This window comes from Sphingomonas crocodyli (genome assembly GCF_004005865.1).
Lineage (GTDB): Bacteria > Pseudomonadota > Alphaproteobacteria > Sphingomonadales > Sphingomonadaceae > Rhizorhabdus > Rhizorhabdus crocodyli.
Genome location: NZ_SACN01000004.1, coordinates 161,540 through 187,511, shown reverse-complemented (window position 1 = coordinate 187,511; position 25,972 = coordinate 161,540). Strand labels below are relative to the sequence as shown.

30 protein-coding genes and 1 other RNA gene are annotated in these 25,972 nt (G+C 66.1%); 9 read left to right on the top strand and 22 right to left on the bottom strand.

Annotation, left to right across the window (positions count from 1 at the left end):
- Positions 1-261 precede the first annotated feature (261 nt).
- The 4 genes from EOD43_RS20925 to mscL form a co-directional block, all read right to left on the bottom strand.
- Entirely contained in the window at positions 262-807 is a 546-nt protein-coding gene (locus EOD43_RS20925) for an HIT family protein (protein ID WP_127746046.1), read from the bottom strand.
- On the bottom strand, positions 804-1,406 hold the full coding sequence (locus EOD43_RS20920; RefSeq protein ID WP_127746044.1) for a thymidine kinase: 603 nt from the start codon (positions 1,404-1,406) through the stop codon (positions 804-806). The genes EOD43_RS20925 and EOD43_RS20920 overlap by 4 nt, the downstream gene beginning before the upstream one ends.
- A 124-nt stretch (positions 1,407-1,530) precedes the next feature.
- Positions 1,531-1,873, bottom strand: a transfer-messenger RNA (tmRNA) gene (gene ssrA / locus EOD43_RS20915).
- A 6-nt stretch (positions 1,874-1,879) separates the two neighbouring features.
- Positions 1,880-2,317, bottom strand: a complete 438-nt coding sequence (gene mscL / locus EOD43_RS20910) for a large conductance mechanosensitive channel protein MscL (RefSeq protein WP_127746042.1) — start codon at positions 2,315-2,317, stop codon at positions 1,880-1,882.
- Between the two features lie 139 nt (positions 2,318-2,456).
- On the opposite strand from mscL, the gene EOD43_RS20905 reads away from it, so the two are divergent.
- The 4 genes from EOD43_RS20905 to EOD43_RS20890 all read left to right on the top strand — a co-directional run bounded on the left by EOD43_RS20905 (position 2,457) and on the right by EOD43_RS20890 (position 5,059).
- A complete protein-coding gene (locus EOD43_RS20905) occupies positions 2,457-3,047 on the top strand; it encodes a LemA family protein (RefSeq protein WP_127746039.1) in 591 nt (196 codons plus the stop codon).
- 70 nt (positions 3,048-3,117) lie between these two features.
- Entirely contained in the window at positions 3,118-3,876 is a 759-nt protein-coding gene (locus EOD43_RS20900; protein ID WP_240653436.1) for a TPM domain-containing protein, read from the top strand.
- Entirely contained in the window at positions 3,876-4,544 is a 669-nt protein-coding gene (locus EOD43_RS20895; RefSeq protein WP_127746035.1) for a TPM domain-containing protein, read from the top strand. Before EOD43_RS20900 ends, EOD43_RS20895 begins: the two co-directional genes overlap by 1 nt.
- A gap of 17 nt (positions 4,545-4,561) precedes the next feature.
- Positions 4,562-5,059, top strand: a complete 498-nt coding sequence (locus EOD43_RS20890; protein ID WP_127746205.1) for an NUDIX hydrolase — start codon at positions 4,562-4,564, stop codon at positions 5,057-5,059.
- Here the strand turns inward: EOD43_RS20890 and EOD43_RS20885 are convergent.
- On the bottom strand, positions 5,056-5,370 hold the full coding sequence (locus EOD43_RS20885) for an ETC complex I subunit (protein WP_127746033.1): 315 nt from the start codon (positions 5,368-5,370) through the stop codon (positions 5,056-5,058). The genes EOD43_RS20890 and EOD43_RS20885 overlap by 4 nt on opposite strands.
- Positions 5,371-5,422: 52 nt before the next feature.
- Positions 5,423-7,861 carry an ATP-dependent helicase HrpB gene (hrpB, locus tag EOD43_RS20880; RefSeq protein WP_127746032.1) on the bottom strand — a complete coding sequence of 813 codons (2,439 nt, stop codon included), beginning with the start codon at positions 7,859-7,861 and terminating at the stop codon, positions 5,423-5,425.
- 350 nt (positions 7,862-8,211) lie between these two features.
- Between hrpB and EOD43_RS20875 the strand changes: the two genes are divergently transcribed.
- Entirely contained in the window at positions 8,212-9,141 is a 930-nt protein-coding gene (locus EOD43_RS20875) for a hypothetical protein (RefSeq protein WP_127746030.1), read from the top strand.
- A gap of 21 nt (positions 9,142-9,162) precedes the next feature.
- Here EOD43_RS20875 and EOD43_RS20870 read toward each other — a convergent pair whose 3' ends face one another.
- The 3 genes from EOD43_RS20870 to EOD43_RS20860 all read right to left on the bottom strand — a co-directional run bounded on the left by EOD43_RS20870 (position 9,163) and on the right by EOD43_RS20860 (position 14,419).
- On the bottom strand, positions 9,163-11,298 hold the full coding sequence (locus EOD43_RS20870; protein WP_127746028.1) for a TonB-dependent receptor domain-containing protein: 2,136 nt from the start codon (positions 11,296-11,298) through the stop codon (positions 9,163-9,165).
- 230 nt (positions 11,299-11,528) lie between these two features.
- Positions 11,529-13,685, bottom strand: coding sequence for a S9 family peptidase (locus EOD43_RS20865; RefSeq protein WP_127746026.1), 2,157 nt, complete (start codon positions 13,683-13,685; stop codon positions 11,529-11,531).
- Positions 13,686-13,708: 23 nt separating this feature from the next.
- Positions 13,709-14,419 (bottom strand): zinc ribbon domain-containing protein, encoded by a 711-nt coding sequence (locus EOD43_RS20860; protein WP_127746024.1) that lies wholly within the window; start codon positions 14,417-14,419, stop codon positions 13,709-13,711.
- A gap of 143 nt (positions 14,420-14,562) precedes the next feature.
- Here EOD43_RS20860 and EOD43_RS20855 point away from each other — a divergent pair, with 143 nt between their 5' ends.
- Complete coding sequence (locus EOD43_RS20855) at positions 14,563-16,221, top strand: M28 family metallopeptidase (protein ID WP_127746022.1); 1,659 nt, start codon at positions 14,563-14,565, stop codon at positions 16,219-16,221.
- Between the two features lie 125 nt (positions 16,222-16,346).
- Here EOD43_RS20855 and EOD43_RS20850 read toward each other — a convergent pair whose 3' ends face one another.
- The 11 genes from EOD43_RS20850 to pspA form a co-directional block, all read right to left on the bottom strand.
- Positions 16,347-17,225 (bottom strand): ROK family protein, encoded by an 879-nt coding sequence (locus EOD43_RS20850; RefSeq protein ID WP_127746020.1) that lies wholly within the window; start codon positions 17,223-17,225, stop codon positions 16,347-16,349.
- Positions 17,222-17,593: a SecDF P1 head subdomain-containing protein gene (locus EOD43_RS20845; RefSeq protein WP_127746018.1), complete on the bottom strand. Its 372-nt coding sequence runs from the start codon at positions 17,591-17,593 to the stop codon at positions 17,222-17,224. The genes EOD43_RS20850 and EOD43_RS20845 overlap by 4 nt, the downstream gene beginning before the upstream one ends.
- A complete protein-coding gene (locus EOD43_RS20840; protein WP_127746016.1) occupies positions 17,590-17,994 on the bottom strand; it encodes a SufE family protein in 405 nt (134 codons plus the stop codon). Before EOD43_RS20840 ends, EOD43_RS20845 begins: the two co-directional genes overlap by 4 nt.
- Positions 17,995-18,079: 85 nt before the next feature.
- Complete coding sequence (locus EOD43_RS20835) at positions 18,080-18,328, bottom strand: hypothetical protein (RefSeq protein WP_127746014.1); 249 nt, start codon at positions 18,326-18,328, stop codon at positions 18,080-18,082.
- A 17-nt stretch (positions 18,329-18,345) separates the two neighbouring features.
- On the bottom strand, positions 18,346-18,609 hold the full coding sequence (locus tag EOD43_RS20830; protein WP_127746012.1) for a hypothetical protein: 264 nt from the start codon (positions 18,607-18,609) through the stop codon (positions 18,346-18,348).
- 22 nt (positions 18,610-18,631) lie between these two features.
- Positions 18,632-18,898: a hypothetical protein gene (locus EOD43_RS20825; RefSeq protein ID WP_127746010.1), complete on the bottom strand. Its 267-nt coding sequence runs from the start codon at positions 18,896-18,898 to the stop codon at positions 18,632-18,634.
- A 13-nt stretch (positions 18,899-18,911) separates the two neighbouring features.
- Positions 18,912-19,226: a hypothetical protein gene (locus EOD43_RS20820; RefSeq protein ID WP_127746008.1), complete on the bottom strand. Its 315-nt coding sequence runs from the start codon at positions 19,224-19,226 to the stop codon at positions 18,912-18,914.
- A 101-nt stretch (positions 19,227-19,327) separates the two neighbouring features.
- Positions 19,328-19,621, bottom strand: coding sequence for a coiled-coil domain-containing protein (locus tag EOD43_RS20815; protein WP_127746007.1), 294 nt, complete (start codon positions 19,619-19,621; stop codon positions 19,328-19,330).
- A gap of 25 nt (positions 19,622-19,646) precedes the next feature.
- Positions 19,647-20,030: an envelope stress response membrane protein PspC gene (pspC, locus tag EOD43_RS20810; protein ID WP_127746005.1), complete on the bottom strand. Its 384-nt coding sequence runs from the start codon at positions 20,028-20,030 to the stop codon at positions 19,647-19,649.
- A gap of 48 nt (positions 20,031-20,078) precedes the next feature.
- The gene (pspB, locus tag EOD43_RS20805) at positions 20,079-20,348 is read right to left on the bottom strand and encodes an envelope stress response membrane protein PspB (protein ID WP_127746003.1); all 270 of its coding nucleotides are present in this window, start codon (positions 20,346-20,348) and stop codon (positions 20,079-20,081) included.
- A 5-nt stretch (positions 20,349-20,353) separates the two neighbouring features.
- Entirely contained in the window at positions 20,354-21,025 is a 672-nt protein-coding gene (gene pspA / locus EOD43_RS20800; RefSeq protein WP_127746001.1) for a phage shock protein PspA, read from the bottom strand.
- Positions 21,026-21,205: 180 nt separating this feature from the next.
- Here pspA and pspF point away from each other — a divergent pair, with 180 nt between their 5' ends.
- Positions 21,206-22,264, top strand: coding sequence for a phage shock protein operon transcriptional activator (gene pspF, locus EOD43_RS20795; protein WP_127745999.1), 1,059 nt, complete (start codon positions 21,206-21,208; stop codon positions 22,262-22,264).
- Positions 22,264-22,992, top strand: a complete 729-nt coding sequence (locus EOD43_RS20790) for a glycosyltransferase family 25 protein (RefSeq protein ID WP_127745998.1) — start codon at positions 22,264-22,266, stop codon at positions 22,990-22,992. Before pspF ends, EOD43_RS20790 begins: the two co-directional genes overlap by 1 nt.
- A gap of 136 nt (positions 22,993-23,128) precedes the next feature.
- Here EOD43_RS20790 and EOD43_RS20785 read toward each other — a convergent pair whose 3' ends face one another.
- Positions 23,129-23,692, bottom strand: a complete 564-nt coding sequence (locus EOD43_RS20785; protein ID WP_127745996.1) for a urate hydroxylase PuuD — start codon at positions 23,690-23,692, stop codon at positions 23,129-23,131.
- A gap of 214 nt (positions 23,693-23,906) precedes the next feature.
- On the opposite strand from EOD43_RS20785, the gene EOD43_RS20780 reads away from it, so the two are divergent.
- Positions 23,907-24,530 (top strand): superoxide dismutase, encoded by a 624-nt coding sequence (locus EOD43_RS20780; RefSeq protein WP_127745994.1) that lies wholly within the window; start codon positions 23,907-23,909, stop codon positions 24,528-24,530.
- A gap of 62 nt (positions 24,531-24,592) precedes the next feature.
- Here EOD43_RS20780 and EOD43_RS20775 read toward each other — a convergent pair whose 3' ends face one another.
- The gene (locus tag EOD43_RS20775; RefSeq protein WP_127745992.1) at positions 24,593-25,900 is read right to left on the bottom strand and encodes a methyl-accepting chemotaxis protein; all 1,308 of its coding nucleotides are present in this window, start codon (positions 25,898-25,900) and stop codon (positions 24,593-24,595) included.
- Between the last annotated feature and the right edge of the window lie 72 nt (positions 25,901-25,972).

Sequence of the window (25,972 nt, the reverse complement as noted above, 5' to 3'; positions counted from 1 at the left end):
ACGAGGTCGATTTGGCGCAGGAGGAGGCGCGAGGAGGGAGCGATGGCTTTCCATCGTGACCGACGAGCAACGCTCTCCTGCGCCAAATCCACCTCGCCGCTTTGCGGTCGGCATGAGAAGGCTGCTGGCGGCGTCGAACGACTGGCGCCTAGCTTTGGCTAGGCGTCTGCGCCGTCCTCCTGGCCAGCAGCCTTCTCATGCCGATCCTGGCCATTGGCGTAATTGAGTTCAGACCCTAACGCGCTCGGGCGCTCGCGTCGATCAGTTCACCGGTATCTGCGCCTTGATCCGCTCCGCGTCGGGCGTCAGCTGCTCGACGGTCTGGCGCGGGCCGCCTTTCTCGCCCCAGGGCTGGCCCCTGTAGCGTGGGATCACATGGACATGCAGGTGGAAGACGGTCTGCCCATAGGCGTTGTTCTGTTCGATCGAGAAGCCGTTGGCACCCAGCCCCTTCATCTGCGCCTGCCCCACGCGGCGCGCGACGGCCATGATCTTGTCGAGATCGGCCAGATCGATTTCGAGCAGGTTGCGCGCTTTCGATGTCTTGGAGATCACCAGCACATGCCCGCGCTCGACCGGCGCAATGTCCATGAAGGCGACGACTTCGGCATCCTCATAGACCTTGGCGGCGGATGCCTCGCCGCGGATGATCTTCGCGAAGATGTTGTTGTCGTCATAGGCGCCGGGGATCAGCGCCTGAACCTGCGCAGGCGTGGTCACGCGCGGCTCGATCGGCGATTGCGTCGCCGTCGCGCAGCCGGTCAGCGCCAGCGCCGCTGCGACTATCGTGATCCGTGTCCTGATCATGCCGTTCTTCCCCCGGTTCCCGCCCAGCCCATCTGTGCCATGAAATGGCGGCGGCACAGCGCCACATAGCGTTCGTTGCCGCCGACTTCGATCTGCGCGCCTTGTGTTACGGCCCTGCCATCGGCGTCGACGCGCAGGTTCATCGTCGCCTTGCGCCCGCACGCGCAGATGCCCTTGAGTTCGACCAGCGAGTCCGCGACCGCGAGCAACGCGGCGCTGCCCGGAAAGAGTTCGGCGCGGAAATCGGTGCGCAGGCCATAAGCGAGGACGGGTACGTCGAGTTCGTCGGCGATGGCGGCAAGCTGGAACACCTGTTCACGGCTCAGCCACTGCGCCTCGTCGACCAGCACGCAGCCGAGCGGCCCTTCGGCCAGCGCGGCGGCAACGCTCGCGAAGATATCGCTATCGCGTTCGATCGAGTTGGCATCGGCCTGCAACCCGATCCGTGAGCTGATCGCGCCGGTGCGGAATCGGTCGTCGAACGCTGCGGTGAACAGCATCGTGCGCATGCCGCGCTCGCGATAGTTGAAATCGGCCTGCAGCAGCGTGGTCGATTTGCCGGCGTTCATCGCGGCATAATAGAAATAGAGTTTGGCCATCGCCGCCGGTGTAGCGACGCCGCTTGGTGATCGGGAAGGGGGAAAGTGGGGAGCTTCTGTTGCTCGGTGCTCCGAGTCGTCGGAGGGTCGGGGGGTTCTGTTGCTCGGCCCCCCCGGGGCCGCCGGATTCCGCTTCTGTTGCCCGGTGCGGACCGAACCGCGCTTAAGCCTTGTAACGTCGTCCGTTAGGACTCAGTTACGCGGCAATCGCGAGCGCCTCGTTGTCGTTGGCACTTGTAGGTTTTGAACGGTTTAACGGCTCATTCAGGCCGGGCAAAAATACCGTCTTTGAACACACGTCGATCCTAGTTCGGCCCCATCATGAAGCCCGGAAAACCGGGCTTTGTGGTGGAGCCGCCGGGTACCGCCCCCGGGTCCGCTGCATCTATTACACGGCACACTTTATCACCATAGCCGGCAAGCCGGCACCGACCGATATAGGATGCAGCGGCGCGGATTTCAAACGGATCGCGTCAGCCTTTCTTCTTCAGCTCCGCCAGGATCTCACGCAGCAGCACGACATCCTCGGGCGGGGCGGCGGGTGCCGCGGGCTTGGCTTCATCGACCTTGTCGAGCTTGCGCACCGCGCGAACCAGCAGGAACATCACGAAGGCGACGATCAGGAAGTTGACCGCGACGGTGATGAACTGCCCGAAACCGACCATCGCGACGCCGGCTTTCTTCAGGTCGGCATAATTGGTCGCAGACCCCACGAAATCGGCCGGAACCGCGCCTAGGCGCACGAAATAGCTCGAAAAATCGAGCCCGCCGAAGACATAGCCGATGATCGGCATGATCAGATCGTCCGTCAGCGACGACACGATCTTGCCGAAGGCCGCGCCGATGATGACCGCGACGGCCAGGTCGACGACATTGCCCTTGTTGATGAACGCCTTGAAATCGTTCAGCATATGCTCGCTCCTCCGATGCTGCGCAGCGCCCCAGCATCGCGCTCGTGCAACAAAGGTCAAGTTCGGCCATTGAAGCCGTAACGAACCACGCTTACCTACCTACGCGGCTAACACAGCCGGTTTCAGGGATTCACGCCAGATGACCGATCGTCGTTTCTCCGTCCTCATGCTCGCCCCCGTCGCCGCGATCTCCGTGGCCGGCTGCGGCATTAACTCGGTGCCCGCCGCGCAGGAGGAAGCGAAGGCCAAGTGGGCCGACGTGCAGACCCAGTATCAGCGCCGCGCGGACCTGATTCCCAATCTGGTCAACACGGTGAAGGGTTATGCCAAGCAGGAATCGACCGTCCTCACCGACGTCACCAACGCCCGCGCCCGCGCGACCGGCATTCAGCTTTCGGCCGACGACCTCAGCGATCCGGCCAAGGTGAAGGCGTTCGCCGATGCGCAGGGCCAGCTTTCGGGCTCGCTCAGCCGCCTGCTCGTCGCGTCGGAGAACTATCCCGACCTGAAATCGTCGGATCAGTTCATGGCGCTGCAGAGCCAGCTTGAAGGCACCGAGAACCGCATCGCGATCGCGCGCCGCGATTATAACGAGTCGGTGCGCGGCTATAATACGCTGATCCGCACCTTCCCGACCGCGATCGGCGCCAAGGTGTTCCACGGCGCGCAGCCGATGCAGCCCTTCGAGGCGGCCGCGGGTTCGGACAAGGCGCCGAGCGTCAGCTTCTAAGATGACCGCTGCGATCCTCCCCTCTTCCCGTCTGGGGAGAGGGCCACTGTGGTTGGCGGCGGCGCTGTTGATGGCGCTGCTGCTGGCGATGCCTGCCTTTGCGCAGACCTTCCCCAAGCTCAGCGGCCGTGTGGTCGACGAGGCGAACCTGCTCAGCCCCGAGCAGCAGGCGTCGTTGACCACCAGGCTCGAAGCGCTCGAACAGCAGAGCGGGCGGCAGATGGTGATCGCTACTGTGCCGAGCCTCGAAGGTTATGACATCGCGGACTATGGCTATCGCCTCGGCCGCGAATGGAAGATCGGCGAGGCCAAGGTCAACAGCGGCCTGCTGCTGCTCGTCGCGCCCAACGAGCGCAAGGTGCGGATCGAGGTCGGCTACGGCCTCGAACCGATCGTCACCGACGCACTGTCGAGCGTGATCATCCAGCGGCAGATCATCCCCCGCTTCAAGCAGGGCGACATGGCCGGCGGGATCGAGGCGGGCGCGAATTCGCTGCTCCAATTGCTCCAGCTTCCGCCTGCGGAGGCCGAGGCGAAGGCGCAGGCGATGGTCGCGGCCGACAAGAAGGCGCGCAAGAGCGGGGGCGGCGTTCCGCTGTCGCTGATCTTCTGGATCATCGTCATCATCTTCATCGCGCTTTCCAGCCTGCGTCGCGCGGGCGGACGGCGCTATCGCAGCGGCGGCATTCCGCCCGTCATCATCTGGCCGTCCAGCGGTGGCGGCTGGGGTGGCGGTTCCGGCGGCGGTGGCTGGGGCGGCGGAGGCGGTGGCGGCTTTTCGGGCGGCGGCGGATCGTTTGGCGGCGGCGGATCGTCGGGGAGCTGGTGATGCGCGTAACCGAAGCTGATATCCAGCGCGTCACCGAGGCCGTGACCGCGGCGGAAGCGACCACCGATGGCGAGATCGCGACGATCGTCGCGCACCAGTCCGACAGCTATAACGACGTCCCCTGGGCGTGGGCGGCGCTGGTCGCGCTGCTGGCGCTGTCAGTCTATGCCGCCTTTCCGGATTTCTACCTTGGCCTGCTCGATCGGATGAGCGGTGGCTGGCATGTCTGGAAGATGCGCGAATGGCTGACGGTGCTGACCGTTGCAACCGCGATCAAGCTGCTGGCGACGCGCTACATCATCGGCTGGTGGCCCGCCCGTATGGTCTTCACGCCGGGCGCGACCAAGACCCGCCGGGTCCATCGCCGCGCTCTCGAACTGTTCCGTGCGACCACCGAGCATCGGACGAAGACGCGCACCGGCGTGCTCATCTATCTCTCGCTCGCCGAGCATCGCGCCGAGATCGTCGCCGACAAGGCGATCGCCGCGAAGGTCGACGACACTGTCTGGGGTGACGCGATGGCCGCGATGATCGTCGAACTGAAGGCCGGCCATCCCGGCGAAGGCATGGCGGCGGCGGTCGCGAAGGTCGGTGCGGTGCTGGCCGAGCATTTCCCGCATACGGGCACCGACCCGGACGAGATACCCAACCGGATGCTGCTGCTGTGAGCGATCCTATCGAGACGATGTGGCAAGGCCGCTTCATCACCGCCAAGCGCGAGGGGAAGTGGGAATATGTCGGCCGGGCACGGGGCATAAGGGCCGCGGTGATCGTCGCGGTCGACGACGGCCATGTCCTGCTGGTCGAGCAGTTCCGCGTGCCGCTGAAGAAGCAGTGCATCGAACTGCCCGCCGGCCTGATCGGTGACGAGACCGAGGGCGAGGCGGTCGAGATCGCGGCCGCGCGCGAGCTGGAGGAGGAGACCGGCTATCGCCCCGCCGGGATCGACGTGATCGGCGAGTTCGCCTCGTCGCCGGGCATGGTCTCCGAAACCTTCACCCTGGTCCGCGCGACCGGGCTGGAGAAGGTGCATGAAGGCGGCGGCGTCGATGGCGAGGACATCATCGTCCACCGCGTGAAGCTGTCCGACGTCGCGGCGTTCGTCGAGGCCCAGCGTGGCCTCGGCAAGATGATGGACGTCAAGCTGCTCCTGCTGCTCGGCGCCGGGATCCTCGAAGCTTAAAGGATCGTGTAACCCGGCTCGATCGCACCGACGTTGAAGTTGTCGGCATAGGCCTGATACTTCACCGTGCGCGCAGGGGCGGGGACCACCGTGGCGGTCAGGCCGTTGCGCGCGGCATAGTCCTGCGCGGCTTCGAGCGTCGGGAAGCTGAGCTTCACCTGACCATTGGTGTCGCCCGATCCGGCCCAGCCGGTCAGCGGATCGGGCTGCTTCGCCTCGGCGGGCTCATGTTCGAGCATCCAGGTCGCCGTGCGGGCGCGGCCCGACTGCATGGCGTTCTTGAACGTCTGATAGATACGCGCCTGGGTCATGATCCACTTCCCGAAAAGTCGGTTCGCAATTGCAGCAAATGGCCTTGGATCGTCAAGGCCGTTGGCTCGCCTTCTTGGTCCGAAGCGTCGGATCGGCGGCCGCCGGATCGTCGGGCCACGGGTGGCGGGGATAGCGCCCGCGCATCTCCTTGGCGACCGATGCCCAGCTTCCGGCCCAGAAACCGGGCAGATCCTTGGTCGTCTGGATCGGCCGCCCTGCGGGGGAGGTGAGGCGCAACGTCAGCGGCACGCGGCCCCCGCCGACCATCGGATGCGTGGTCATGCCGAACAGGGTTTGCGGTCGCATCTCGACCGCTGGACCGCCCTCGGCCGCATAGTCGATCGGATGCTTGGAGCCTGCGGGCGTACCGAGATGCTCGGGCGCGAGCCGGTCGACCGCCTGCCGTCCGTCCCAACCGAGCAGCCCATCAAAGGCCGAGGCGGTGATCGCGGGCAGGCGGCGCTGGCCGGATACGAGCGGGGCGAGCCAGTCGTCGAGGCTGGCGATCAGCGTCTCGTCGCACAGATCGGGCGCGCTCTCGTCATGCTGGCGGGCGAAGAGGGCGCGGGCGCGCAAGGCGGTGGCGCCTTCGGACCAGTCGAGCAGGCCAAGGCCGCGCGTGCGGACGGCGTCGACCAGCGCCTCGGCAATCTCCTGAGCATTGGCGGCCTCGTCGCGCCCGCTGGAGAGGATGATCGCGCCCAGCCGCTTCTCGCGCCTTGCTTCGACCGCGCCGGTCGCGGGATCGAAGCGGGCGGTGCGCTTCGTTTCGATCCGGTCGGCGAACAGGCGCTCGACCTCGCGCGCGTCGATCGGCGCGGCGGAAAGGATGCGCGCGCCGGCGGCCGACCCTTGCGTTTCGGCGACCGCCAGCCATTCGGCTCTGGCGAGCGGGGAGGTGGGATCGAGCCGGAAGCCGCGTCCACCGCTGCTGATCCAATCCTCGCCCGAGGCCGAGCGGCGCTTCGCAATCCGATCGGGGAAGGCGAGGGCGACACAGGCAGCCAGATCGCTTTCGTCGGCATCGCCCGATGCCTTGACCAGCGACAGCCAGCGGCGCGCCAACTGCCGCGCGCCTTCGGCCCTTTTGCCGCGCTCGCCCCGCCAGCGGCGCAGGCGCAGGTCGAGATCGGCGTCACTGCCGCCCAGCCCGCGTTCGGACAGGAGGACTGCGACGGCGGCGGCCGTCGGCGCCATATCGCGCTCGGCCGCGCGCAGCATCATGTGGGCGAGGCGCGGTGGGAGCGGGAGCGCGGCCATCGCCTTGCCGTGCGCGGTCGGGCGGCCATCGGCATCGATTGCCTCGAGCGAGGTCAGCCGGGCGCGCGCCTCGGCGATCGCGGCGGCCGGTGGCGGATCGATCCATGCGAGCGAGGCGGGATCGGCCACGCCCCACAAGGCACAGTCGAGCGTGAGCGCGGAGAGGTCCGCCTCCAAAATCTCGGGCGGGTCGAAGCGGGGGAGGCCGGCGGTCGCGGCCGCCTCCCAAAGCCGATAGACGACGCCCGGCTGCTGGCGGCCCGCGCGGCCTGCGCGCTGGGTGACGGCGGCCTGGCTCGCGCGTTCGGTGACGAGCCGGGTCATCCCCGCCGCGCGATCGTAGCGTGGGCGGCGGGCGAGGCCGGAATCGACCACGATGCGCAGCCCGTCGATCGTGATGCTGGTCTCGGCGATCGACGTCGCGAGGACGAGTTTGCGGAATCCAGCGGGCGATGGCGCGATGGCGGCGCGCTGTTCGGCGGGGTCTAGGCTGCCGTGGAGGCGGTGGAGGATGACGTCAGTGGGCAGGCGATCCAATCGTTCGGCGGTGCGCTCGATCTCGGCGACGCCGGGCAGGAAAGCGAGCAGGCTGCCACTTTCCTCGGCCAGCGCCTTGCGGATCGTCGCGGCCATATCGTCCTCGATCCGGCGCTCGGCGGCGCGGGGGGCGTGGCGGATCTCGATCGGATGGCTGCGGCCTTCGCTCTCGATCAGGGGGGCGTCCCCCATCAGGGTCGCGAAGCGATCGCCGTTGAGCGTCGCCGACATCGCGACGAGGCGTAGGTCGGGTCGTAAGGCCGCTTGCGCATCGAGCGCGAGGGCGAGGCCGAAATCGCTGTCGAGACTGCGTTCGTGGACTTCGTCGAACAGCACGGCGGCGATGCCGTCCAGTTCGGGATCGGCCTGGATCCGCTGGACGAAGATGCCTTCGGTGACGACGAGGATGCGGGTGGCGGCCGACTGTTTGCTGTCGAGCCGGGTCGCATAGCCGATTGTCCGCCCGACCGGCTCGCCCGCCAGCTCGGCCATACGCTCGGCCGCCGCGCGCGCGGCAAGGCGGCGGGGGGAGAGGAGCAGGATCTTGCGGCCGTCGACCCACGGGCGATCGAGCAGGGCGGGCGCCACCGCGGTCGTCTTGCCCGCGCCCGGCGGGGCGACCAGCACGGCGTTTGGCCCGGCATCGAGCGCCGCGACCAGATCGGGCAGGACAGCGTCGATCGGGAGGGCCATCACAATCCTCCCCGGCCCGGGGAGGAATAAGGGGGATTCGGTGACGCAAAATGACCCTCGCCGGGGCCAAAGTTGTGAAAGTTGTCACTACGTCGGCTTCGGAATCGCTCCCGGCAATGGGGCGGCGATCGGGCGACAGGGGTGAGGGGAGGGGCGACGCGCAGGGCATGGCCGAACCCGCCTGACAGAGAAAATCCTACATGGAAAGAGCCTGTCGGTTTTTCCCTATTTTCCGCCAAAAATCGGGATCGATCGCAGAGTGTTAACGGCCGATCGAAACGACGGCGCAACAATGGCAACCATCGAAACATCCGGCGCCTTCGCATCTGCGAGATCATGGGGGCGTTGCGATGCACGCTTATCTTGTCCGCATAGCCACCAAGGCGCCCGTTTATGCGCGCGATCTGATGGCGCGCCCGAGCTGGCTGCTGATGTTCATATTCGGCAGGTTCACTGTGTTCCGATCGTTCTACGTCCGGCGATGGCAGCGCCGCACCCGCAAGCCGCCCGCGCATCCCGCATCGGGCGAAGCACTGTCGACGCGCCGCCCTTCGGACATCGCCGATATATTGCGCCGCGACGGGCTGGCATCGGGCCTGATCCTGCCCCGGCGGGTGAGCCGGGACATCGCCGAGTTTGCAGAACGCGCGCAATGCTACGCCTATATGGATCGCGCTATGCCGTTTCTGGCCGGGCATCATGCCGAGGCCGAGCAGCGCTATGGCCAGTCGATCCTGGTCGGCCATTTTCTGGACGGCACGATGCAATGCGCGGCGGCGCGCGAGGTGATCACCAATCGATGGATCCGGCAGATCGCGTCGGACTATCTGGGTGGCGCCGCGCGGCTGATCTCGTCGCGCCTGTGGTGGAGCTTCCCCGCGAAGCAGGAGCCGCGCGCCGACCAGCTGTCGATCGCGTCGCAGGGCAAGTTTCATTACGATCTGGACGATTGGGGTCAGGTGAAGGTCTTCTTCTACCTGACCGATGTCGACGGCCGGACCGGCGAGCATGTCTATGTGCGCGGCAGCCACCGGTGCCATCCGCTGGCGGTGCAGTTCAGCCCGTTCGTGGGGGTGAGCCGCCGGCTGGTCGAGCGCTTCTACGATCGCGCGGCTATCGTCGGCGTGCGGGGCCGGCGCGGTTCGGGCTTCGTCGAAGACCCGTTCGGGCTGCACATGGGCACGGTGCTGGAGGCGGGGCGCCGGCTGATGCTCGAACTGTCGTTCGGCACCAGCCAGCTTATCCCGCGTCGCCGTTATGGTGAGCTGCGGCCGGGCTAGGCGCGCGGCCGTGCGCTTCGATCAGAAGTCGAAGGTGGCCGACAACCAGTAACGGCGCGGTTCCTGCGGGTTGGCGAAGGCCGCGGCATAGACCGTCGTCGCGCCGCTCGCATAAGGCAGGTAGGGCGTGAAGTCCTTGTCGAACACGTTGTACACCGCCGCGCTCAGGCGCAGGACCGGGGTCAGCTGGTAATTGCCGCCGACGTGGAACTGCTCATAGGCGCGGAAGCTGCCGAGGGCAGTCTGGGCCGCGCCCGCGCCGCGATAGCGCTTCGAACGATATTCGCCGCGCACCCAGGTGGACAGCTTGTCGTTCACCTTCCAGCGCAGATTGCCGTTGATCATATGCTTGGGCGTGTTGACCAGAGGCTCGCCGGCCTCCGCCCCACTCTTCTGCTCGCTTTCGGTATAGGTGTAGTTGAGGCCCAGCGAGATGGCAGGGGTGAACTCGAACTTCGCCGCCGCCTCGATGCCGCGCGTCACCGCGCTGTCGACGTTGATCGTCTGGCCGAAATTCTCGGCACGCGGGAATTCGCCGATGTTGAGGCAGCCCGGCCGGTTGCGCTGCACCGACCAGGTGCAGTTCGGGATCGGCGGTGCGCTGGCGATCTTGTCCTTGAACTTGTTGTTGAACAGCGTGACGTTGCCCGAGAACAAGCCGCCATCGTCATAATAGACGCCCAGTTCGGTGGTCGTGCTGATTTCGGGCTTGAGTCCGGGCGTGCCGATCAGCGGGATCGTGCCTTGCCCGCCGAAGCCGACGATGCCGGGCGCGATCTGATCGAGGCGGGGCGTCTTGAAGCCGCGGCTGACGCCGCCCTTCACGGTCAGGCCCTGCGCGGGCTTGAACACGCCATAGGCGCGCGGCGAGAATTTGCTGCCAAAGGTTTCATGGTCGTCGTAACGGCCACCCAGCGTCAGCGTGAAGGTGTCGACGATGTCCCACGCGGCCTCGGCGAACGCAGCCCACTGGACGAATTCATATTTGTCGACCGCGACGCCGTCGACCATCTCGGCCTTCCAATATTGGCCGCCGATCGTGGCGTTGACCCGGCCGAGCGGCACGACCGCGCGGCTGTCGAGGATCGTGTTGGTCGCCTTCAGCTCGCGTTCGGCGCCCGGCGTCTTGCCCGGCGTGCCCGGCGGGATGGTGCGGCCCTTATTGTCGGTGATGTTGCGGCTGAGCGTGGTGTCGATCTGCGCGAAGCCCGCGCGCCAGGTGTGGGCCAGCGCGTAATTGTCGCGGTTGAATCGCATTTCCGGCCCGTAGCCGCCCTGAACGGTGCCGGTGCCCAGCTGCGACTGCGAATTGTCATACCACTGACGGTTGATGTCGGCTTCGAACCAGATGTCGTGATCGGGATGCGGGGTCAGCGTGATGCGGCCGCCCAGCGTGTGGGTGCGCGACTTGACCGGGCTGGGGCCGCGGGTGCTGATCTCGACCGGCTGGCCGTTCACATTGTCATAGGTGAGCGCCGCGGCTTCGCGCTTGAAATAGCTGCCGCGCAGGGTGAGGCCGATCAGGTCGCGGACGATCGGGCCCTGGATGTAGCCGTTGCCCGAATACATGTTGCCGTACTGGCCGTCTTCCTGAAGCGTGGTTTCGGCGGTGACGGTGCCGGCCCAGCGATCGCCGACCTTGCGGGTGATCAGGTTGATGACGCCGCCCATCGCGTCGGACCCGTAGAGGGTCGACATCGGCCCGCGCACCACCTCGATCCGGTCGATCGCGGAGAAGGGCGGCAGGAAGCTGGTCGACGTTTCGCCGAAACCGTTGGGGGTGACGTTGCCGGGCGCATTCTGGCGGCGGCCGTCGACCAGGATGAGCGTGTAATCGCTCGGCATGCCGCGGATCGAGATGTTGAGGCCGCCGGTCTTGCCCGCAGTCTGGCCGACGTCGATGCCCTCCACGTTCACCAGCGCCTCGGCGAGGCTGCCGAAGCGGCGCTCCTGCAGTTCGGCGCGATCGATCACGCTGATGCTGGCTGGCGCGTCGATGATCTTCTGTTCGAAGCCCGCGGCGGTGACGACGATGTCGCTGCCGTCGGTGGTGTCGGCGGGTGCCGCATCCTCGGCGATCGCCTGCGCATGGAGAAGTGCGGCGAGCGCAACAAGGTAACCGCGCCCGACAAGGCGCGCCATCTTCAAACCGGTCATCTAAGCCCCCGCTATTAGGAATGATTATCAGTAGCGCGGCGGCTGGTGGGTCCGTCGTGGGATCAGGTCAACGCCAATATCGGCGGAATTTCGCGGAGAAACCATTTGTCACGAAGTGGAACGATTAACATCAATGTTAGCCACATGGCGACAATTGGTTATACAATCGGGACGTAGCCGGCGGGCCGCCCGCGCTGTCGCGGGACGGCCCAACCGGTTGATCGGACGGCTTATTCGCCCTTCTTTGCTTCGGGCGCCGGGATCGGGCCGCCGGTGACGGCGGGCGCGCCCTTCAGATAATGGGCGAGCCAGCCCTGGACCTCGCGGTAGAACTGGCGGCTGTCCTCTGGCTTGGTGATCCAGTGCCAGGCGTCGGGGAAGATCAGCAGGCGGCTGGGCACCTGCTGGCGCTGCAGCGTCACCCAGGTTTCGAGGGTGTTGGGCAGGGGGACGCGATAATCCTTTTCGCCTGCCGTCAGCAGCATCGGCGTCTTCCACTGATCGCCGTAGGAAATCGGGCTCTGATCGCGCCAGATCTTGCTGTCGCCCCACGGCGCGCCGCCGCTCGAAAGCTCGCGCCCATAAGCGAAGTCGCTGGTACCCCACTGTGTGAGCAGATCGACTTCGCCCGCATGGCTGACGAGGCATTTGTAACGGGTGGTGGTCGCCTCGATCCAGTTGGTCAGGTGGCCGCCATAGCTGGCGCCGCCCGCGCAGGCATTCTTGACGTCGATGAACGGATAGAGGCGCGCGGCCTCGTCAACCGCCTCGTCGATTTCGTTGGCCGGACCCCGCAAGGGATCGAGGTTGATCGCGCGGGAGAAGGCCTCACCGTAACCGGTCGATCCCTTATAATCGGTCAGCAGCACGACATAGCCGGCGCTGGCGAGCAGGTGATAATTCCAGCGCAGGCCGATCTGGTCGGGATTGGTGCTGGCCGGGCCGCCGTGGATCAGGACGAAGAGGGGATATTTCTTCTTCGGATCGAAGTTGGGCGGGGTGACGATCATGTTGTGGATCTTCAGCCCGTCCTTGGCCGTGAACCAGAAATGCTCCGGCGAGGACCAGTCGATCGAGGCGGCCAACGCGGTGTTGACGTTGGTGAGATTTGCGTGTCGCTTTGCGACCGGATCGATGCGGACGATCTCGGCCGGGTTCACCGCGCTGCCATAGCTGCCGACGAGGATCGTCGAGGCGGCGTCGGACGGGATGTCGAGCGAGGTATAGCCGCCGACCTTGGGCGCGATGACGACGGCGGGCGTGCCGCCGGCGGCGGGCAGGCTGTAAAGGTTTTCCGCGCCCGCATCGGGCACGATCGCGTAGATGGTGCTGCTGTCGGGCGTGACCGCATATTGATCGATCTCGCGATCGAAGCCGGGGGTCAGCACGGTCGCGGCGCCGCCGGCGGGCCAGGCGACCCGGTTCAGGCGGGCGAGATCGTAAATCTCGTTACCCTGCGTGTTGAACTTGAACAGCAGCGACTTGCCGTCGGGCGAGAATTTCAGGTCGCCATATTCGCCCTCGGTCGGGGTCGCGAGCTTCGGCTCGCCGCCCGTCGCGGGCATGCGATAGAGGTTGAAGTTCACGCGCGCGCGCGCCGCCTGCCAACGCTGGGTGGTGGCGGTGAAGACGATCTCCTTGCCGTCGGGGCTCCACACCGGATTGAGCGTATTGCCGCCGTCGCTCTGCGCATTGCCGCCAAAGCCCTCGGTCTGGCCAAGCTTGGTGGACGACAGGATGTCGACCGCTTTCGCGCCGGGCTCGAGCGACTGGACCCACAGGGTCGGGCGGCGCTCGTCGATCCAGTCGTTCCAGTAGCGGATCGGGAAATGTTCATAGACGCGCATGTTGAACTTGCGCGCCTTCTTCTCGGCCGCCGCCTTCTTGTTCGCCTCGGCATCCATCGCGCCGGGCCATGCCATCGCCTCGAACAGGATCGCCTTGCCGTCGGGGCGCCATTGCGGCGCGCTCACGGCGAAGGGCAGGCTGGTGACGCGCTGCGCCTCGCCGCCTGCCAGATCGAGGATGTATATCTGCGCGTCGTCATCGCCTTCGCGCTTGGCGGAAAAGGCGATGCGGCGGCTGTCGGGCGCCCAGGCGGGACCGCTTTCGCCGGCCTTGCTGCTGGTCAGGCGGCGGGGTGCGGCCGAACCGTCGACGGGGACGAGCCACAGGTCGGTCATCGCCTTGTCGGCTTCGTAATTCGGCTCGTTGAGCGAATAGACGACCCACTTGCCATCGGGGCTGACGACGGGCGCGCCGACGCGCTTCATCATCCACAATGTCTCGTGCGTCAGCACTGCTTTCGGGGCGGCCGCAGCGGGCGTCGCCATGATCGCGGCGATCGCGCCGGCGGCGGTGAGCAGCAGCGTCGAAACCTTCTTCAAAACCAGTCTCCGTTCGGTGAAATTCATTCGGCCGCTTGATTGGGCATCAGCAGCGGATCGTTCGTTGCCTGATCGGCGACGCCGCAGAAACGCTGCGCATTCGCCTGCGATTCCTTGCCCCGGCAATAGATCTGGAACGCCTTGTCGCTGATCGGGCGCACGCGGCGCACGCTTTCGGCCATGTCGAGCACGGCCTTGCCGTCGGTCAGCTTGTAATCGGCCATCTTCATCCGGGCGATATCGATCTTCATCAGGAAGACGTTGGCGCGGGTGCGGTTGCCCTTGCTGTCGGTGATCTGCTGCGTGACCTGAAAGATGATCCACTTGCTGCTGCTCGACACTTCCTGCGCGCCGCCCTTGATCGCGCGGCCGGCATCGCGCGCGACAAGGCCCGCCTGGATGATCGTATCGTCGGCATTGGGGAAGGTCGGCAGGTCGACATTGGCGTAGAGCGCGCCGTTGGCGGCGACGACCTGCGAGATATAGCTGTTCGACGCGCTGATCGATCCGTCGCCGGTTCCGGAATCGCCGCGCGGCCATGCGGCGAACAGCAGGATCGCGATCACGACTGCCGACACGCTGGGGATCACCAGCATCAGCCGGCGGCGCTTGCGCCGACGCTCGCGGATTTCCGCGCGCCACTGATCATTCACCCGATGCCCGCAATAACGGCAGGTCAGGTCTTCGGGGCTGGTGGCGGCGCCGCATTTGCGGCAGCGCGTCATCGTCGTCAAAGCGGCGCCTCATTTTGTGGGAAGCGGCGCGAACGTGGCGCGGGCCGACATGAAATTCAATCGTTTTCCCGCTGGAATGTCTTGGCTAGTGTCCTGCCATCCGCGCGGCCAAAGCGCGCGCATCAGAACAGGGAAAATCCCACATGATCAAAACCACCCGGACCATCGCCCTGCTGCTCGCGGGCCTGTCGAGCGCGGCGATTGCGGCGCTGCCCGCGCCCGCTTTCGATACCGCGCGCGTCAGCCAGGACATCAAGACGCTGTCGAGCGACGAATATGAAGGGCGCGGCCCCGCAACGCCGGGCGAGACCAAGGCGGTCGCCTATATCGTCGATCAGATGCAGAAGGCGGGGCTGAAGCCCGGCGGCCCGATCGTGAACGGTCAGCGGACGTGGACGCAGGACGTGCCGCTGCTGATGTCGGACATCACCGGCACGCCGAAGCTGTCGCTGAACGTCGCGGGCAAGGCGACCCCGCTGACGCAGGGCGCCGAGATTGCGGTGCGCGCGGCGATGACCGGGCAGAACGGCGTCGTGATCAAGGACGTTCCGCTCGTCTTCGTCGGCTATGGCGTGAAGGCGCCCGAGCGCAACTGGGACGACTATAAGGGCGTCGACCTGCGCGGAAAGATCATGGTCCTGTTCGTCAACGATCCCGATTTCGAAGGCGGCGAAGGCGACTTCGGCGGCAAGGCGATGACCTATTATGGCCGCTGGACCTACAAGTATGAAGAAGCCGCGCGACAGGGCGCGGCCGGCGTGCTGGTGATCCACGAATATGAGCCGGCATCCTATGGCTGGGCGACGGTCAAGAATTCGAACACCAACACGATGTTCGACATCGTTCGGCAGGATCCGCGCGCCAGCCACACGCAGATGGAAGGCTGGATCCAGAAGGATCTCGCCGCGCAGCTGTTCAAGGCGTCGGGCCTCGATTTCGACGCGATGAAGAAGGCCGCGCAGCGCCGCGACTTCAAGCCGGTGCCGCTGAAGGCGACGATGAGCGCCGATTATCAGGTTGCCGCCAAGACGATCATTTCGAAGAACGTCCTCGGCCGCATCGACGGCAAGACCCACCCGGACGAAACCGTCGTCTATTCGGGCCACTGGGATCATCTGGGCGTTGGCCAGCCCGACGCGAAGGGCGACAAGATCTATAACGGCGCGCTCGACAATGCGTCCGGCATCGCCGCGCTGCTCGAACTTGCACGCGTCTGGGCGAAGGAGCCGCAGCCCGATCGATCGGTCGCCTTCCTCGCGGTGACGGCGGAGGAAAAGGGGCTGCTCGGTTCCGAGTTCTACGCCGCCAATCCGGTCTATCCGCTGGGCACCACCGTAGGCGTGCTCAACATGGACGGACCGTTCGGCTGGTCGAAGACGAAGGACGTGACGATTTCGGGCAATGCCAAGCTCGGCCTGCTCGACATGCTCGTCGCCGACGCTGCCAAGCAGGGCCGCCGCTACACGTCGGACAGCAAGCCCGAGGCGGGGCATTTCTACCGTTCGGATCACTTCCCCTTCGCCAAGCGCGGCGTGCCGGCGATCAGCTATTCGGCAGGCAACGATCTGGTGAATGGCGGCGTGGAGCGCGGCAAGATGCTCGACGAGGCCTACACCAAGGATCGCTATCACCAGCCGGCGGACGAATGGTCGGCCGACTGGGATTCGTCGAGCGTGCCCGACGATCTGGGCCTGCTCTACAATCTGGGCCGCGAGCTGGCGGACTCGCGCCTGTGGCCGGATTGGAGCGCGGACTCCGAGTTCAAGGCTGCGCGCGACGAGAGCAAGGCGGAGCGGAAGTGATCTAATCCTCCCCGGAACGGGGAGGGGGACCAGCGTAGCTGGTGGAGGGGGCTGGAGGCGAGCGCAGCGCTTGTGACCAGCCCCCTCCGTCGCCTTCGGCGCCACCTCCCCGTACCGGGGAGGACTTAAAGGGCGTCCAGGCCCAGCGCGATCGCACCCATCGGGCCGGCCTGATGGCCTAGCGCCGGGGCCTGCAGGAAATCCTCGATCCCGGCGGCGATCGCCGGGGCGGCGCCATAGCCCGCGAGACTATCGACCAGGGCCGACCGCAGGCGCGGCAGCAGGCTCGGCTGGCCACCGAACACGCCGCCGCCGATCAGGATGCGTTCCGGCGCGGCGGTGAGGACGAGGTTGTGGAGCATCGCAGCCAGCGCCGCGACCACAGGCGTCCAGGCCGGATCGTCGGCGCTCAATGCTTCGCCCGGCTTGCCCGCCCGCGCCGCGATGGCGGGGCCGGATGCCAGCCCCTCGACGCAATCGCGGTGATAGGGGCAGACCCCTGCGAAATCGTCGCCGGGCAGGCGGGGGATGCGCAGGTGCCCCGCCTCCGAATGGCCAAGGCCGCGCACCGTTTGGCCGCGAACGACCGTACCGATCCCGATGCCGGTCCCCACCGTGACATAAGCGAAGCTGCCGAGCCCTTGCGCAGCGCCCCAGCGTCCTTCGGCCAGCGCGGCGCCATCGACATCGGTGTCGAAGCCGAAGGGCAGGCCGGTCGCCCGCGCAAGGCCGACGATGTCGGCGCCATCCCAGCCAGGCTTGGGCGTGTTGACGATCTGCCCATAGCGCGGCGACCGATCATCGAGGTCGACGGGGCCGAAGCTGGCAAGGCCGATCGCCTGCGCGTCCGTCCATTCGGCCAGCACGGCGGCGATGGCGGGCAGGGTTTCGGCGGGGGAGCGGGTTTCGATCCGGCGTTCGTCGCGGATGTCGTCGGGGCCGCTTGCCAGCACGCAGACGCATTTGGTGCCGCCGAGTTCTACACCGGCGACGAGTGCGCTCATTCGGCGAGATCGTCGGGCAGCGGATCCTTGCCCGAGATGCGCTTGGCGAGCGCCTCGGCCTCGGGGAGGGCGCGATGGCCGGGCAGGTCGATCACGCCGTCGGTGATCGGTCCGCGGATCATCAGCGCGGCGACCGGCTGGCCATCGAGCGTGATCGTCAGCGGCTTGCCCGCGAGTGCGGTCGAGAGCTTCTGGAGGCGCTTGGCGGCCTCGGGTGTCAACGTGATCAGCAGCCCCGCGCCGCCGCCGATATCGGGCATGGCGCGCGCATCGAGCACTTCGGCAGTGGCGAATGCCTCGCCACCGATGACGAGCTTGCCCGCCTCGATCGGCTGGACCGCAGCCGCAAGGGCGAGGAGCGCGATCAAGCGTAACGCTCGGCAGTCGCGCGGATCAGCGCGATCATGTTGGGAATGCCCTGGGTCCGGTTCGAACTCAGCTGGTTCTTCAGATCGAACGGGGCGAGCGCCTCAGTGATATCCGTGTCGCGGATCTCGGACGCCGGCCGATCCTGCACGGCGAGGAGGACGAGCGCGATGATCCCCTTGGTGATCGCGGCATTGCTGTCGGCCAGGAAATGGAGCGACCCGTCATCCTTGGCGACCGGATAGACCCACACCGCCGCCGAACATCCGCGCACCAAAGTCGCGTCGGTCTTGAGCGGGTCGGGCATCGGCTCGAGCGCGCGGCCCAGATCGATCAGCAGGCGATAGCGATCGTCGGCGTCGAGCAGTTCATATTCTTCGTAGGTATCGGCCAGCGTGGTCATGGCCGCTTGCGCTAGCGGGTTTTGCGGGGCGGGGGAACGGGGCTTGTTCAATCCTCCCCCTCCCCTTCCAGGGGAGGATCTGAAATTACAGATCCACGCCCGCGGCGATCGCTTCAAGCTTGCGGACGCGTTCCTTGAGGTCGGCGAGTTCGATGCGGGCCGCCGCCGGCTGGGCCGGGTGCATGCCGCGTTCGATTCCGCCGCCGCGCTGGGCGAGTTCGGCGCGCTGGAGTTCGATCCAGCTGCGCCAGCCCGACAGAGCCGCCGTCAGCGTCAGCCCAAGGCCGATCAGCCCCGCGCCGCTCATCACCATCCAGATCATCGGATCGTTCATGGCCTTCGTCCTTGGGTTCAGTCGCGGGTCCGCAGAGCTTCGATCTCGCGATCGAGCTGCAGGCCGCGATCATTGTCGGTGGCGATGCGTTCGAGCACCGCGACGCGATCCTTCAGCGCCCGCAGCTCATCGCGCAGGCGGGCATTTTCGGCATCGTCTGTGGCCGGGCGACCGACATAGTCCTCGCCCTTGTTGCGGCGGACGACGCCATATTTGGCGCGGAAGATGCTGGCGATCGCGGTGATCGCGACGATCAGCACCACCATTTCGAACGGGTTCATTGGCGTATGTCCCTTTTCAAAATCAGTTGAGCGGCGCGTCGCGCAAGCGATCGATCTCGTCCGAGAGCGTGGTCGACCTGTCGGTCAATATCCGCTCCAGCACGGCGACGCGCTGTTCGAGCCGTTCGGTCTTCGCCGCATATTGCGCGGCCTTTTCTGCGGCCTCGGTCGAAGCGAGCGTAAGCTGCTTCTCCTTGAAGGCGATCCATTTGCACGCGGTGCGCGAGGCGATGAAGACCACGGGGATGCTGACCCCGATGATCGGCACGAGCAGGCCCATCGTCGACATGATCCCGCCCCCCTCAGTTCGCCGGGCCGCGCAGCGCATCGATCTCGCGATCGAGGCGGTAGCTGCTGTCGGTCACGATCCGCTCGACCGTGGCGAGCCGATCCTTGATCGCCGAAATCTCGGCGCGAAGCTGGGCGTTTTCGGAGGAGACGAGCTTCACGCGCTCGACCATCTCCTCATTCTGCTTCGGATAGACCGATTTGCCCCAGCTGTTTTCCAGCGGATAGCCGTTCTTGATACGCAGCCAAGTCGTGAACACCCAGCCGCCGACTGCCGCGAGACCCACCAGGGTCGCGACCGGCGCGATTGCTTCAAAAGGAATAACCATCGTCCAAATCCCTAAACTTTGAGCCGATAGGCTGTTCGAAAGTGTTGCAGCTTGTTTTCGACGAACGGCATGGCCGTTCGATCAGCGTCAGGAACCCGTGTTCAGCGCAGCGCATCGATCTCGTCGCTGAGCCGGCCGGAGCGGTCGGTCGCGATCCGTTCGAGCACCGAAATCCGTTCCTCCAGCCGCGAAACCTTGGCGGTCAGCGCCTCGTTTTCCGCGGAAAGCAGCTCGATCTTGCGGCTGGCGTCGGGGCCGTCGCCCTTGTGCGACAGGCCGCCCCATTCGCCTTCCACCGGATAGCCATGCCGCGCGCGGATCGCGGTGGTGAACATCCAGCCCACCGTGCTGATCGCGATGATGGCCAGGACGAAAAGCGGTGAACCCCAGGACATGATCGGCCTCCTTGTCGGATCAGGATCAGCGCAGCGCGTCGATTTCGCGCGCCAGCGCCGAGTTCTGCGTGGTGACGTGCGTTTCGATGTCGGCGATGCGGCGATCGATGTCGCGGAACTTGGCGCGGACGTCGCGGACCGAGGCGCCGGGGCGGGCACGGACCGTTTGCCAGAACTTTTCGTCCTCGCGGGTCATGCTGTTGAACTCGCTGGGGCGATCGTCGGCGAGCCAGGCGACCATCCAGTAGGCGATCAGCGTCCAGGGGAAGCCGCCGATCAGGGTGAGCAGGACCACGCCCACGCGCACCAGGGTGACGTCGATGCCGGTATAATCGGCCAGACCCGAACACACGCCCGACCATTTGCGGTTGCGCTTGTCGAGGTAGAACTTGGTGCGGCGAGCGGACATTTCGAACTTTCCTTCCTGATCTTGTCGTTGGTGGGGGCGGTGCCGCGGTCAGTTGTCGCGGCGCCAGTCATCCCCGTGGGTGCGGTCGGGGCTCTGGCGGGGCCGCCAGGTCGGATCCTCGGCGTTGAGGATCCGTTCCAGCGTGGCCAGCCGATCGTCCATCCGACGCGCCATCTCATGCAGGTCGTCGAGCGCCCGTTCGTCTTCGACCGTGAGGCTGCCATTCTTCTTCCACTGGGTGATGTAGTGGAAGATCAGCCAGGGCAGGCCCAGGAAGATGACCGGGATGACGACGATGGGGACGAGCACGTCTTCCATGACGATCAGCCCTCCTTACCGGCCTGCTTGGCCTTCAGGGCGGCGAGCTCGGCCTCGACCTTGTCGGACGAGCGCAGCTCGGCGATCTCTTCCTCGAGCGTCTTGGGCGCGGCGCCCATGCCGGCCGCATCGGCGCGACCTTCGGCATAGTCGACCCGGCGTTCGAGCAGCTCGAAGCGCGAGAAGGCGTCGTCGATCTTCGGACCCGCATACATCTCACGCATCTTCGCGCGGTTGTGCGCCGATTCGAGGCGGGTGACGATCGAGTTCTGGCGGGCGCGCGCCTCGCGCAGCTTGCCCTGCAGCTTGGCGATATCGGCTTCCGACGCCTTGAGCGCGTCATCGAGCAGGCCGATCTCGTCGTTCAGCTGTTCGGCAAGGTCCGCCGCCTTCTGCTTTTCGACCAGAGCGGCCTTGGCGAGATCCTCGCGGCCCTTCGACAGCGCCAGCTCGGCCTTCTCGATCCAGTTGGCCTGCACCGTTTCCAGCTTGCTGATCTGGCGGCGCATTTCCTTCTGGTCGGCGATCGTGCGGGCGGCCGACGCGCGAACCTCGACGAGGGTTTCTTCCATTTCGAGGATGATCATGCGGATCATCTTCGAAGGATCCTCGGCGCGATCGAGCAGGTCGGTCACGTTGGCGGCGATGATGTCGCGGGTTCGGGAAAAGATACCCATCTTGTCGGCACTCCTTGGGGCTACGCGGTCTTGTCGTTTCCGGGCGATGCCGGTTGCAAATATCATTGCAGAGACCGTGCCAATTTCGAAAAGCGCCGGAATCCGGGCTTTGGCATGGCCGCATCGGCGGGTTGGCGGATTTCGCTTGCGATAAGTTGGGAAAATACGCCAACTGTCCGCGTGGAGCGGGATAATGCCTTTATCGGCCAGTCGCTGGCCTTTCTGGACTCGGTCGAACGCGCGAGCCGCGCGGCCGCGTTGAACCGCCCTGTGCTGGTGATCGGCGAGCGCGGGACCGGCAAGGAACTGGTCGCCGAGCGCCTCCACCGCCTGTCGGGGCGCTGGGACGGGCCGCTCGTCACGATGAACTGCGCGGCGCTGCCCGAAACGCTGATCGAAGCCGAACTGTTCGGGCATGAGGCAGGCGCCTTCACCGGCGCCACCAAAGCGCGCCAGGGCCGGTTCGAGGAAGCCGATGGCGGCACATTGTTCCTCGACGAACTCGCGACCCTGTCGATGGGCGCGCAGGAACGGCTGCTGCGCGCGACCGAATATGGTGAGGTGACGCGGATCGGATCGTCACGGCCGATCCGGGTCGACGTCCGCATCGTGGCGGCGACCAACGAACATCTGCCGGGGCTGGTGGAAAAGGGGCGGTTCCGCGCCGACTTGCTCGATCGCTTGTCGTTCGAGGTTGTGACGCTGCCGCCGTTGCGCGCGCGCGAGGGCGACGTGCCGGTGCTGGCCGATCATTTCGGGCGGCGCATGGCGGCCGAACTGGGCTGGCCCTATTGGCCGGGCTTCGGCCCCGATGCGGCGAAGCTGCTCGCTGACTATGACTGGCCGGGCAATGTCCGCGAATTGCGCAACGTGGTCGAGCGCGCGGTCTATCGCTGGGACGATCCCGAAAGCGCGGTGGGCGCGATCCATTTCGATCCGTTCGAAAGCCCGTGGCGGCCGAAAAGCTCGCCCGTCGCAGCATCCGCGCCTGCGGCGACGCCGATTGCGGCGGGGCCGATGAGCAATGATCCGGAGCCCGCGCCGGTTGCCGCACCCACGGTCGAGATCGACTGCGACGATTTCCGTGCGGCGTGCCTGAGCCATGAAAAGCTGCTGCTCGAAGCCGCTCTACGTCGCTGCCGCTTCAACCAGCGCGCGACCGCGACCGCGCTCAAGCTGACCTACGACCAGTTGCGCCACGCGCTGCGCCGCCACGATTTGCTCGATCGGGCCGGCTGATGCTCGCGGACCGATTGTTCGCGAGCTTCGATCACCTCTACGTCATCAATCTCCCCGCACGCACCGATCGCCGCGACGAGATGGCGGGCGAATTGCGGCGGATCGGGACGGGCTTCGACGATCCTCGCGTGACCCTGTTCGCGGCGGTCGCGCCGGATGAGGCGAGCGGCTTTCGCAGCATCGGCGCGCGGGGATGCTTCCTCAGTCATCTGGGCGTGCTGCGCATGGCGCTGCAGGCGGGGCATAAGCGGATTCTGCTGCTGGAGGATGATTGCGATTTCGTCGCGCGGATCGATGCGCTGCTGCCCGTCGCGCTCGACGCCTGCGATGCGGGCAAGTTCGGGATTTTCTACGGCGGCCATCATATGGCCGCGCCGCCGATCGAGGCGCCGGTGACGCGCGCGGATCCGCAGGACGTGGTCGGGCTTACACACATGATGGGCTTCGATCAGTCGACGATCGCCCGCGCGATCCCCTATCTCGAGCTGATGCTGACGCGCCCGGCGGGAAGCCCCGATGGCGGGCCGATGGATGTCGATGGCGCCTATGGCTGGTTCCGCGCGGCGCATCCCGAAATCGCGACGGGGCTTGCGGTTCCCCAACTGGGCGTCCAGCGCCCGTCGCCGACCGATATTTCCCCGCCGGGGATGCTGGATCGGCTGCCCCTGCCGCGACCGGCACGGGCCTTATTGCGCGGTGCGCGCAGGGCGTGGCGGCGGAGAATATAATCCTCCCCCGGAGGGGGAGGGGGACCGCTGAAAGCGGTGGAGGAGTATTGGCCGCTAGCGGGACGCTGCCGGCCAATACCCCTCCGTCATATCTGCGATATGCCACCTCCCCCTCCGGGGGAGGATCGTCGTTGCCTCAACCCAGGTTCGCGTTGGTCATCGCGTAGAGCATCGGGATCGAAAGCAGGGTGTTGGTGCGCGAAAACAGCATCGCCTTGCGCGCATTCTTCGCCTTCGCGTCCGCATCCGCCTCGACCAGGCCGAGCGCGATCTTCTGCGCGGGCCAGATGAAGACCCACACGTTGAACGCCATGATCAGCGCCAGCCACATGCCGATGCCGATCAGCAGATAATCATGCTGCAGCATCAGCGCCTGATGCAGATAGCCGGTGACATGCGCCACCGCGAGGCCGGTCAGCACGGTGAAGGCCGCACCCCAGCGGAAGAAGAACAGGGCCTTGGGCGCGATATATTTGGTGACGCCCGGCTTCAGTTCGGCGGGGACCGACGGCATGGTCGGGATCTGCACGAAGTTGAAATAGTAGAGCAGGCCGATCCAGGTGATGCCGAAGAAGACGTGCAGCCAGCGCAGCACATAATTGGCGGTCACATAATCGTGATGCACGCCCAGCATCAGCGCGATCGCAGCCAGAAGGCCGACGACCAGCACCAGGTGCAGATTGCCGAAAAACTTGTCCATGCTCCCATGTCCCCTTGGTCTTTTGGCCGCTTCCCACCGGCCTGTCGGAACAGTCTATGGCGCGGGGAGTCGTTTGTCACAGGAAATGAGCGATCGTCGTTTTTTCGTTGCGCTGCGACAATGAGGACCGATCGGAAAATTTTGTTGGACCTCAGCCGATTTCAGGTCGTTGAGGAGGCCGGTCCTCATGCACTTTTCCAGGGAGTTTTGTGCAATGGCTTTCATTCTGCCCCCGCTGCCTTTCGATAAGGCGGCGCTCGAGCCGGTCCTTTCGGCCGAGAGCTTCGATTTCCATCACGGCAAGCATCACAAGGCCTATGTCGACAAGGTCAATGGCTGGATCGACGAGAAGGGGCTGGCCGGCAAGTCGCTGGTCGACGTGACCAAGCTCGCCAAGGAAAAGGGCGACAAGGGGCTGTTCAACAACGCCGCCCAGATCTGGAACCACACCTTCTACTGGAATGGTCTGGCGCCCGAAGGTTCGACCAAGCCGTCCGAAAAGCTCGCCAAGCTGATCGAAGACGCCTTCGGTTCGCAGGCGGGGCTGGTCGAGAAGATGGCGGCCGAGGCCGTCGGGCACTTCGCGTCGGGCTGGGCGTGGCTGGTGCTCGAAGGCGACGCGCTCAAGATCACGTCGTGGCACGATGCCGACACGCCGATCGTCAACGGCGCGACCCCGCTGCTGACCCTCGATGTGTGGGAACACGCTTATTATATCGACTATCGCAACGCCCGGCCGAAGTTCGCCGAGGAAGTGCTGTCGAAGATCGTGAACTGGGACTTCGTGTCGCAGAACCTGGACGGCAAGGGCATCGACCGCGCCGACCAGCAGCAATAATCGCTCGTCAGAGTTGATGAAGGGGCCGGTGCGGCGACGCGCCGGCCCTTTTCATTTTCGGCCTACGCCGCCTGAACCTCATCCAGAAAAGCGGTCAGCCGCTGCTGCAGGGTCGCGGCGCTGCCGGTCAGCTGGGTCGCGACCGCGGCGATGGCGTGGGCTTCCTGGCGCGAACCTTCGGCGGCGTCGTTGATCGCGGCGGCGTTGCGGCGGATCAGGTCGTTCGCGGTGGCGGCATCGTCGACATGCGACGCGATCGTGCGGGTCGCCGCGCTGTTGCGGGTCACGGCGCGCTCGATCCCTTCGGAAAGCCCGCGCAAATTGGCGATCACATCGGTCAGCCCATGATGGCTGTCGGTGACGTTGCGGACGCTGGCATGGACGGCGGCGAGCTTCGTGGAGATCAGGCTGGTCGCTTCGCGCGATCGGTTGGACAAGGCCTTTACCTCGGCTGCCACCACGGCAAAGCCGCGCCCGGCATCGCCCGCGCGTGCCGCCTCGATCGTGGCGTTGATCGCGAGCATGTTGATCGTTCTGGCGATCTTGTCGATCGCGGCGGTGACCTGTTCGATCTCGACCGCGGCGATGGCGAGTTCGTCGGCGCGGCGCTCGCCCTGGTCCATCAGGTCCGACGCGCGGATCGAGGAGGCGTGCGCGGCGGTCGCCTCGTCGCCCAGCCGATCGAGTTCGCCCGCCAGCGCGCGGCCTTCGGTCGCGATATCCTGCACGTTGGTGACCGCCTGTTCGGCAGCGGCGGCGACCGAGAGGCCCTGTTGCCCGACCTCTCCCGCGCGCACGCCGGTTTCGTCGGCGGCGGAGAGGAGGGTGGCGGCGATGGTGTCGATCTCAGCAGACAGTGCGGCGGCCTCGGCGCGCATCGTGGCGCTGGCGGCACCGATCCGGGCGAGGCGCACCGCGCGCTCGGCGCCGATCGCAGCCTCCCGGTCGGCCGCCAGCCGCAGCATCGCGCCGCTGCCGATCAGCCCCAGAAACCGGCCCTCGCGCGTGACGGCAAGCGCGCTTTGCCCGCCCTCGGCCGAAATGAGCGCGAGCATCGGACTGAGCCCCGCATCGATCTCGGCGGTCGGTACGGGCCGCACGAAGGGGCGCAGATCGCGCTTGAGCGCGGGGTTCTGGATCAGTGCATGGGCGAAGGGGTTGAGCAGGAAGGCGCGCACGTCGATCTCGCGAATCGCGCCGATCGGGCGGCGATCATCGTCGAGCACCGCCACGGTCGCGGTTTCGGCGTCCTGCGAGAGCAGTTCCACCACGGTCTGGAACGGCGCATCGATCCCCACGGCGTGGCCGACCATCGCGGCTTCGACGGCCTCGATATCACTTTGGCTGGCACTGATCGCGGCGTGGAACATGCATATCTCCCTGCGACCTTCGGCTAATCCGGGAGGGTCAACAGGGGGTAAATTTTGTGTGACAGTTCGGTG

What these genes read in the sequence shown, in the direction of transcription:
- EOD43_RS20925 (WP_127746046.1), bottom strand. Translation starts at nt 807, where the DNA reads ATGATCAGGACACGGATCACGATAGTCGCAGCGGCGCTGGCGCTGACC.
- EOD43_RS20920 (WP_127746044.1), bottom strand. Translation starts at nt 1,406, where the DNA reads ATGGCCAAACTCTATTTCTATTATGCCGCGATGAACGCCGGCAAATCG.
- mscL (WP_127746042.1), bottom strand. Translation starts at nt 2,317, where the DNA reads ATGCTGAACGATTTCAAGGCGTTCATCAACAAGGGCAATGTCGTCGAC.
- EOD43_RS20905 (WP_127746039.1), top strand. Translation starts at nt 2,457, where the DNA reads ATGACCGATCGTCGTTTCTCCGTCCTCATGCTCGCCCCCGTCGCCGCG.
- EOD43_RS20900 (WP_240653436.1), top strand. Translation starts at nt 3,118, where the DNA reads ATGGCGCTGCTGCTGGCGATGCCTGCCTTTGCGCAGACCTTCCCCAAG.
- EOD43_RS20895 (WP_127746035.1), top strand. Translation starts at nt 3,876, where the DNA reads ATGCGCGTAACCGAAGCTGATATCCAGCGCGTCACCGAGGCCGTGACC.
- EOD43_RS20890 (WP_127746205.1), top strand. Translation starts at nt 4,562, where the DNA reads ATGTGGCAAGGCCGCTTCATCACCGCCAAGCGCGAGGGGAAGTGGGAA.
- EOD43_RS20885 (WP_127746033.1), bottom strand. Translation starts at nt 5,370, where the DNA reads ATGACCCAGGCGCGTATCTATCAGACGTTCAAGAACGCCATGCAGTCG.
- hrpB (WP_127746032.1), bottom strand. Translation starts at nt 7,861, where the DNA reads ATGGCCCTCCCGATCGACGCTGTCCTGCCCGATCTGGTCGCGGCGCTC.
- EOD43_RS20875 (WP_127746030.1), top strand. Translation starts at nt 8,212, where the DNA reads ATGCACGCTTATCTTGTCCGCATAGCCACCAAGGCGCCCGTTTATGCG.
- EOD43_RS20870 (WP_127746028.1), bottom strand. Translation starts at nt 11,298, where the DNA reads ATGACCGGTTTGAAGATGGCGCGCCTTGTCGGGCGCGGTTACCTTGTT.
- EOD43_RS20855 (WP_127746022.1), top strand. Translation starts at nt 14,563, where the DNA reads ATGATCAAAACCACCCGGACCATCGCCCTGCTGCTCGCGGGCCTGTCG.
- EOD43_RS20850 (WP_127746020.1), bottom strand. Translation starts at nt 17,225, where the DNA reads ATGAGCGCACTCGTCGCCGGTGTAGAACTCGGCGGCACCAAATGCGTC.
- EOD43_RS20840 (WP_127746016.1), bottom strand. Translation starts at nt 17,994, where the DNA reads ATGACCACGCTGGCCGATACCTACGAAGAATATGAACTGCTCGACGCC.
- EOD43_RS20835 (WP_127746014.1), bottom strand. Translation starts at nt 18,328, where the DNA reads ATGAACGATCCGATGATCTGGATGGTGATGAGCGGCGCGGGGCTGATC.
- EOD43_RS20830 (WP_127746012.1), bottom strand. Translation starts at nt 18,609, where the DNA reads ATGAACCCGTTCGAAATGGTGGTGCTGATCGTCGCGATCACCGCGATC.
- EOD43_RS20825 (WP_127746010.1), bottom strand. Translation starts at nt 18,898, where the DNA reads ATGTCGACGATGGGCCTGCTCGTGCCGATCATCGGGGTCAGCATCCCC.
- EOD43_RS20820 (WP_127746008.1), bottom strand. Translation starts at nt 19,226, where the DNA reads ATGGTTATTCCTTTTGAAGCAATCGCGCCGGTCGCGACCCTGGTGGGT.
- EOD43_RS20815 (WP_127746007.1), bottom strand. Translation starts at nt 19,621, where the DNA reads ATGTCCTGGGGTTCACCGCTTTTCGTCCTGGCCATCATCGCGATCAGC.
- pspC (WP_127746005.1), bottom strand. Translation starts at nt 20,030, where the DNA reads ATGTCCGCTCGCCGCACCAAGTTCTACCTCGACAAGCGCAACCGCAAA.
- pspB (WP_127746003.1), bottom strand. Translation starts at nt 20,348, where the DNA reads ATGGAAGACGTGCTCGTCCCCATCGTCGTCATCCCGGTCATCTTCCTG.
- pspA (WP_127746001.1), bottom strand. Translation starts at nt 21,025, where the DNA reads ATGGGTATCTTTTCCCGAACCCGCGACATCATCGCCGCCAACGTGACC.
- EOD43_RS20790 (WP_127745998.1), top strand. Translation starts at nt 22,264, where the DNA reads ATGCTCGCGGACCGATTGTTCGCGAGCTTCGATCACCTCTACGTCATC.
- EOD43_RS20785 (WP_127745996.1), bottom strand. Translation starts at nt 23,692, where the DNA reads ATGGACAAGTTTTTCGGCAATCTGCACCTGGTGCTGGTCGTCGGCCTT.
- EOD43_RS20780 (WP_127745994.1), top strand. Translation starts at nt 23,907, where the DNA reads ATGGCTTTCATTCTGCCCCCGCTGCCTTTCGATAAGGCGGCGCTCGAG.
- EOD43_RS20775 (WP_127745992.1), bottom strand. Translation starts at nt 25,900, where the DNA reads ATGTTCCACGCCGCGATCAGTGCCAGCCAAAGTGATATCGAGGCCGTC.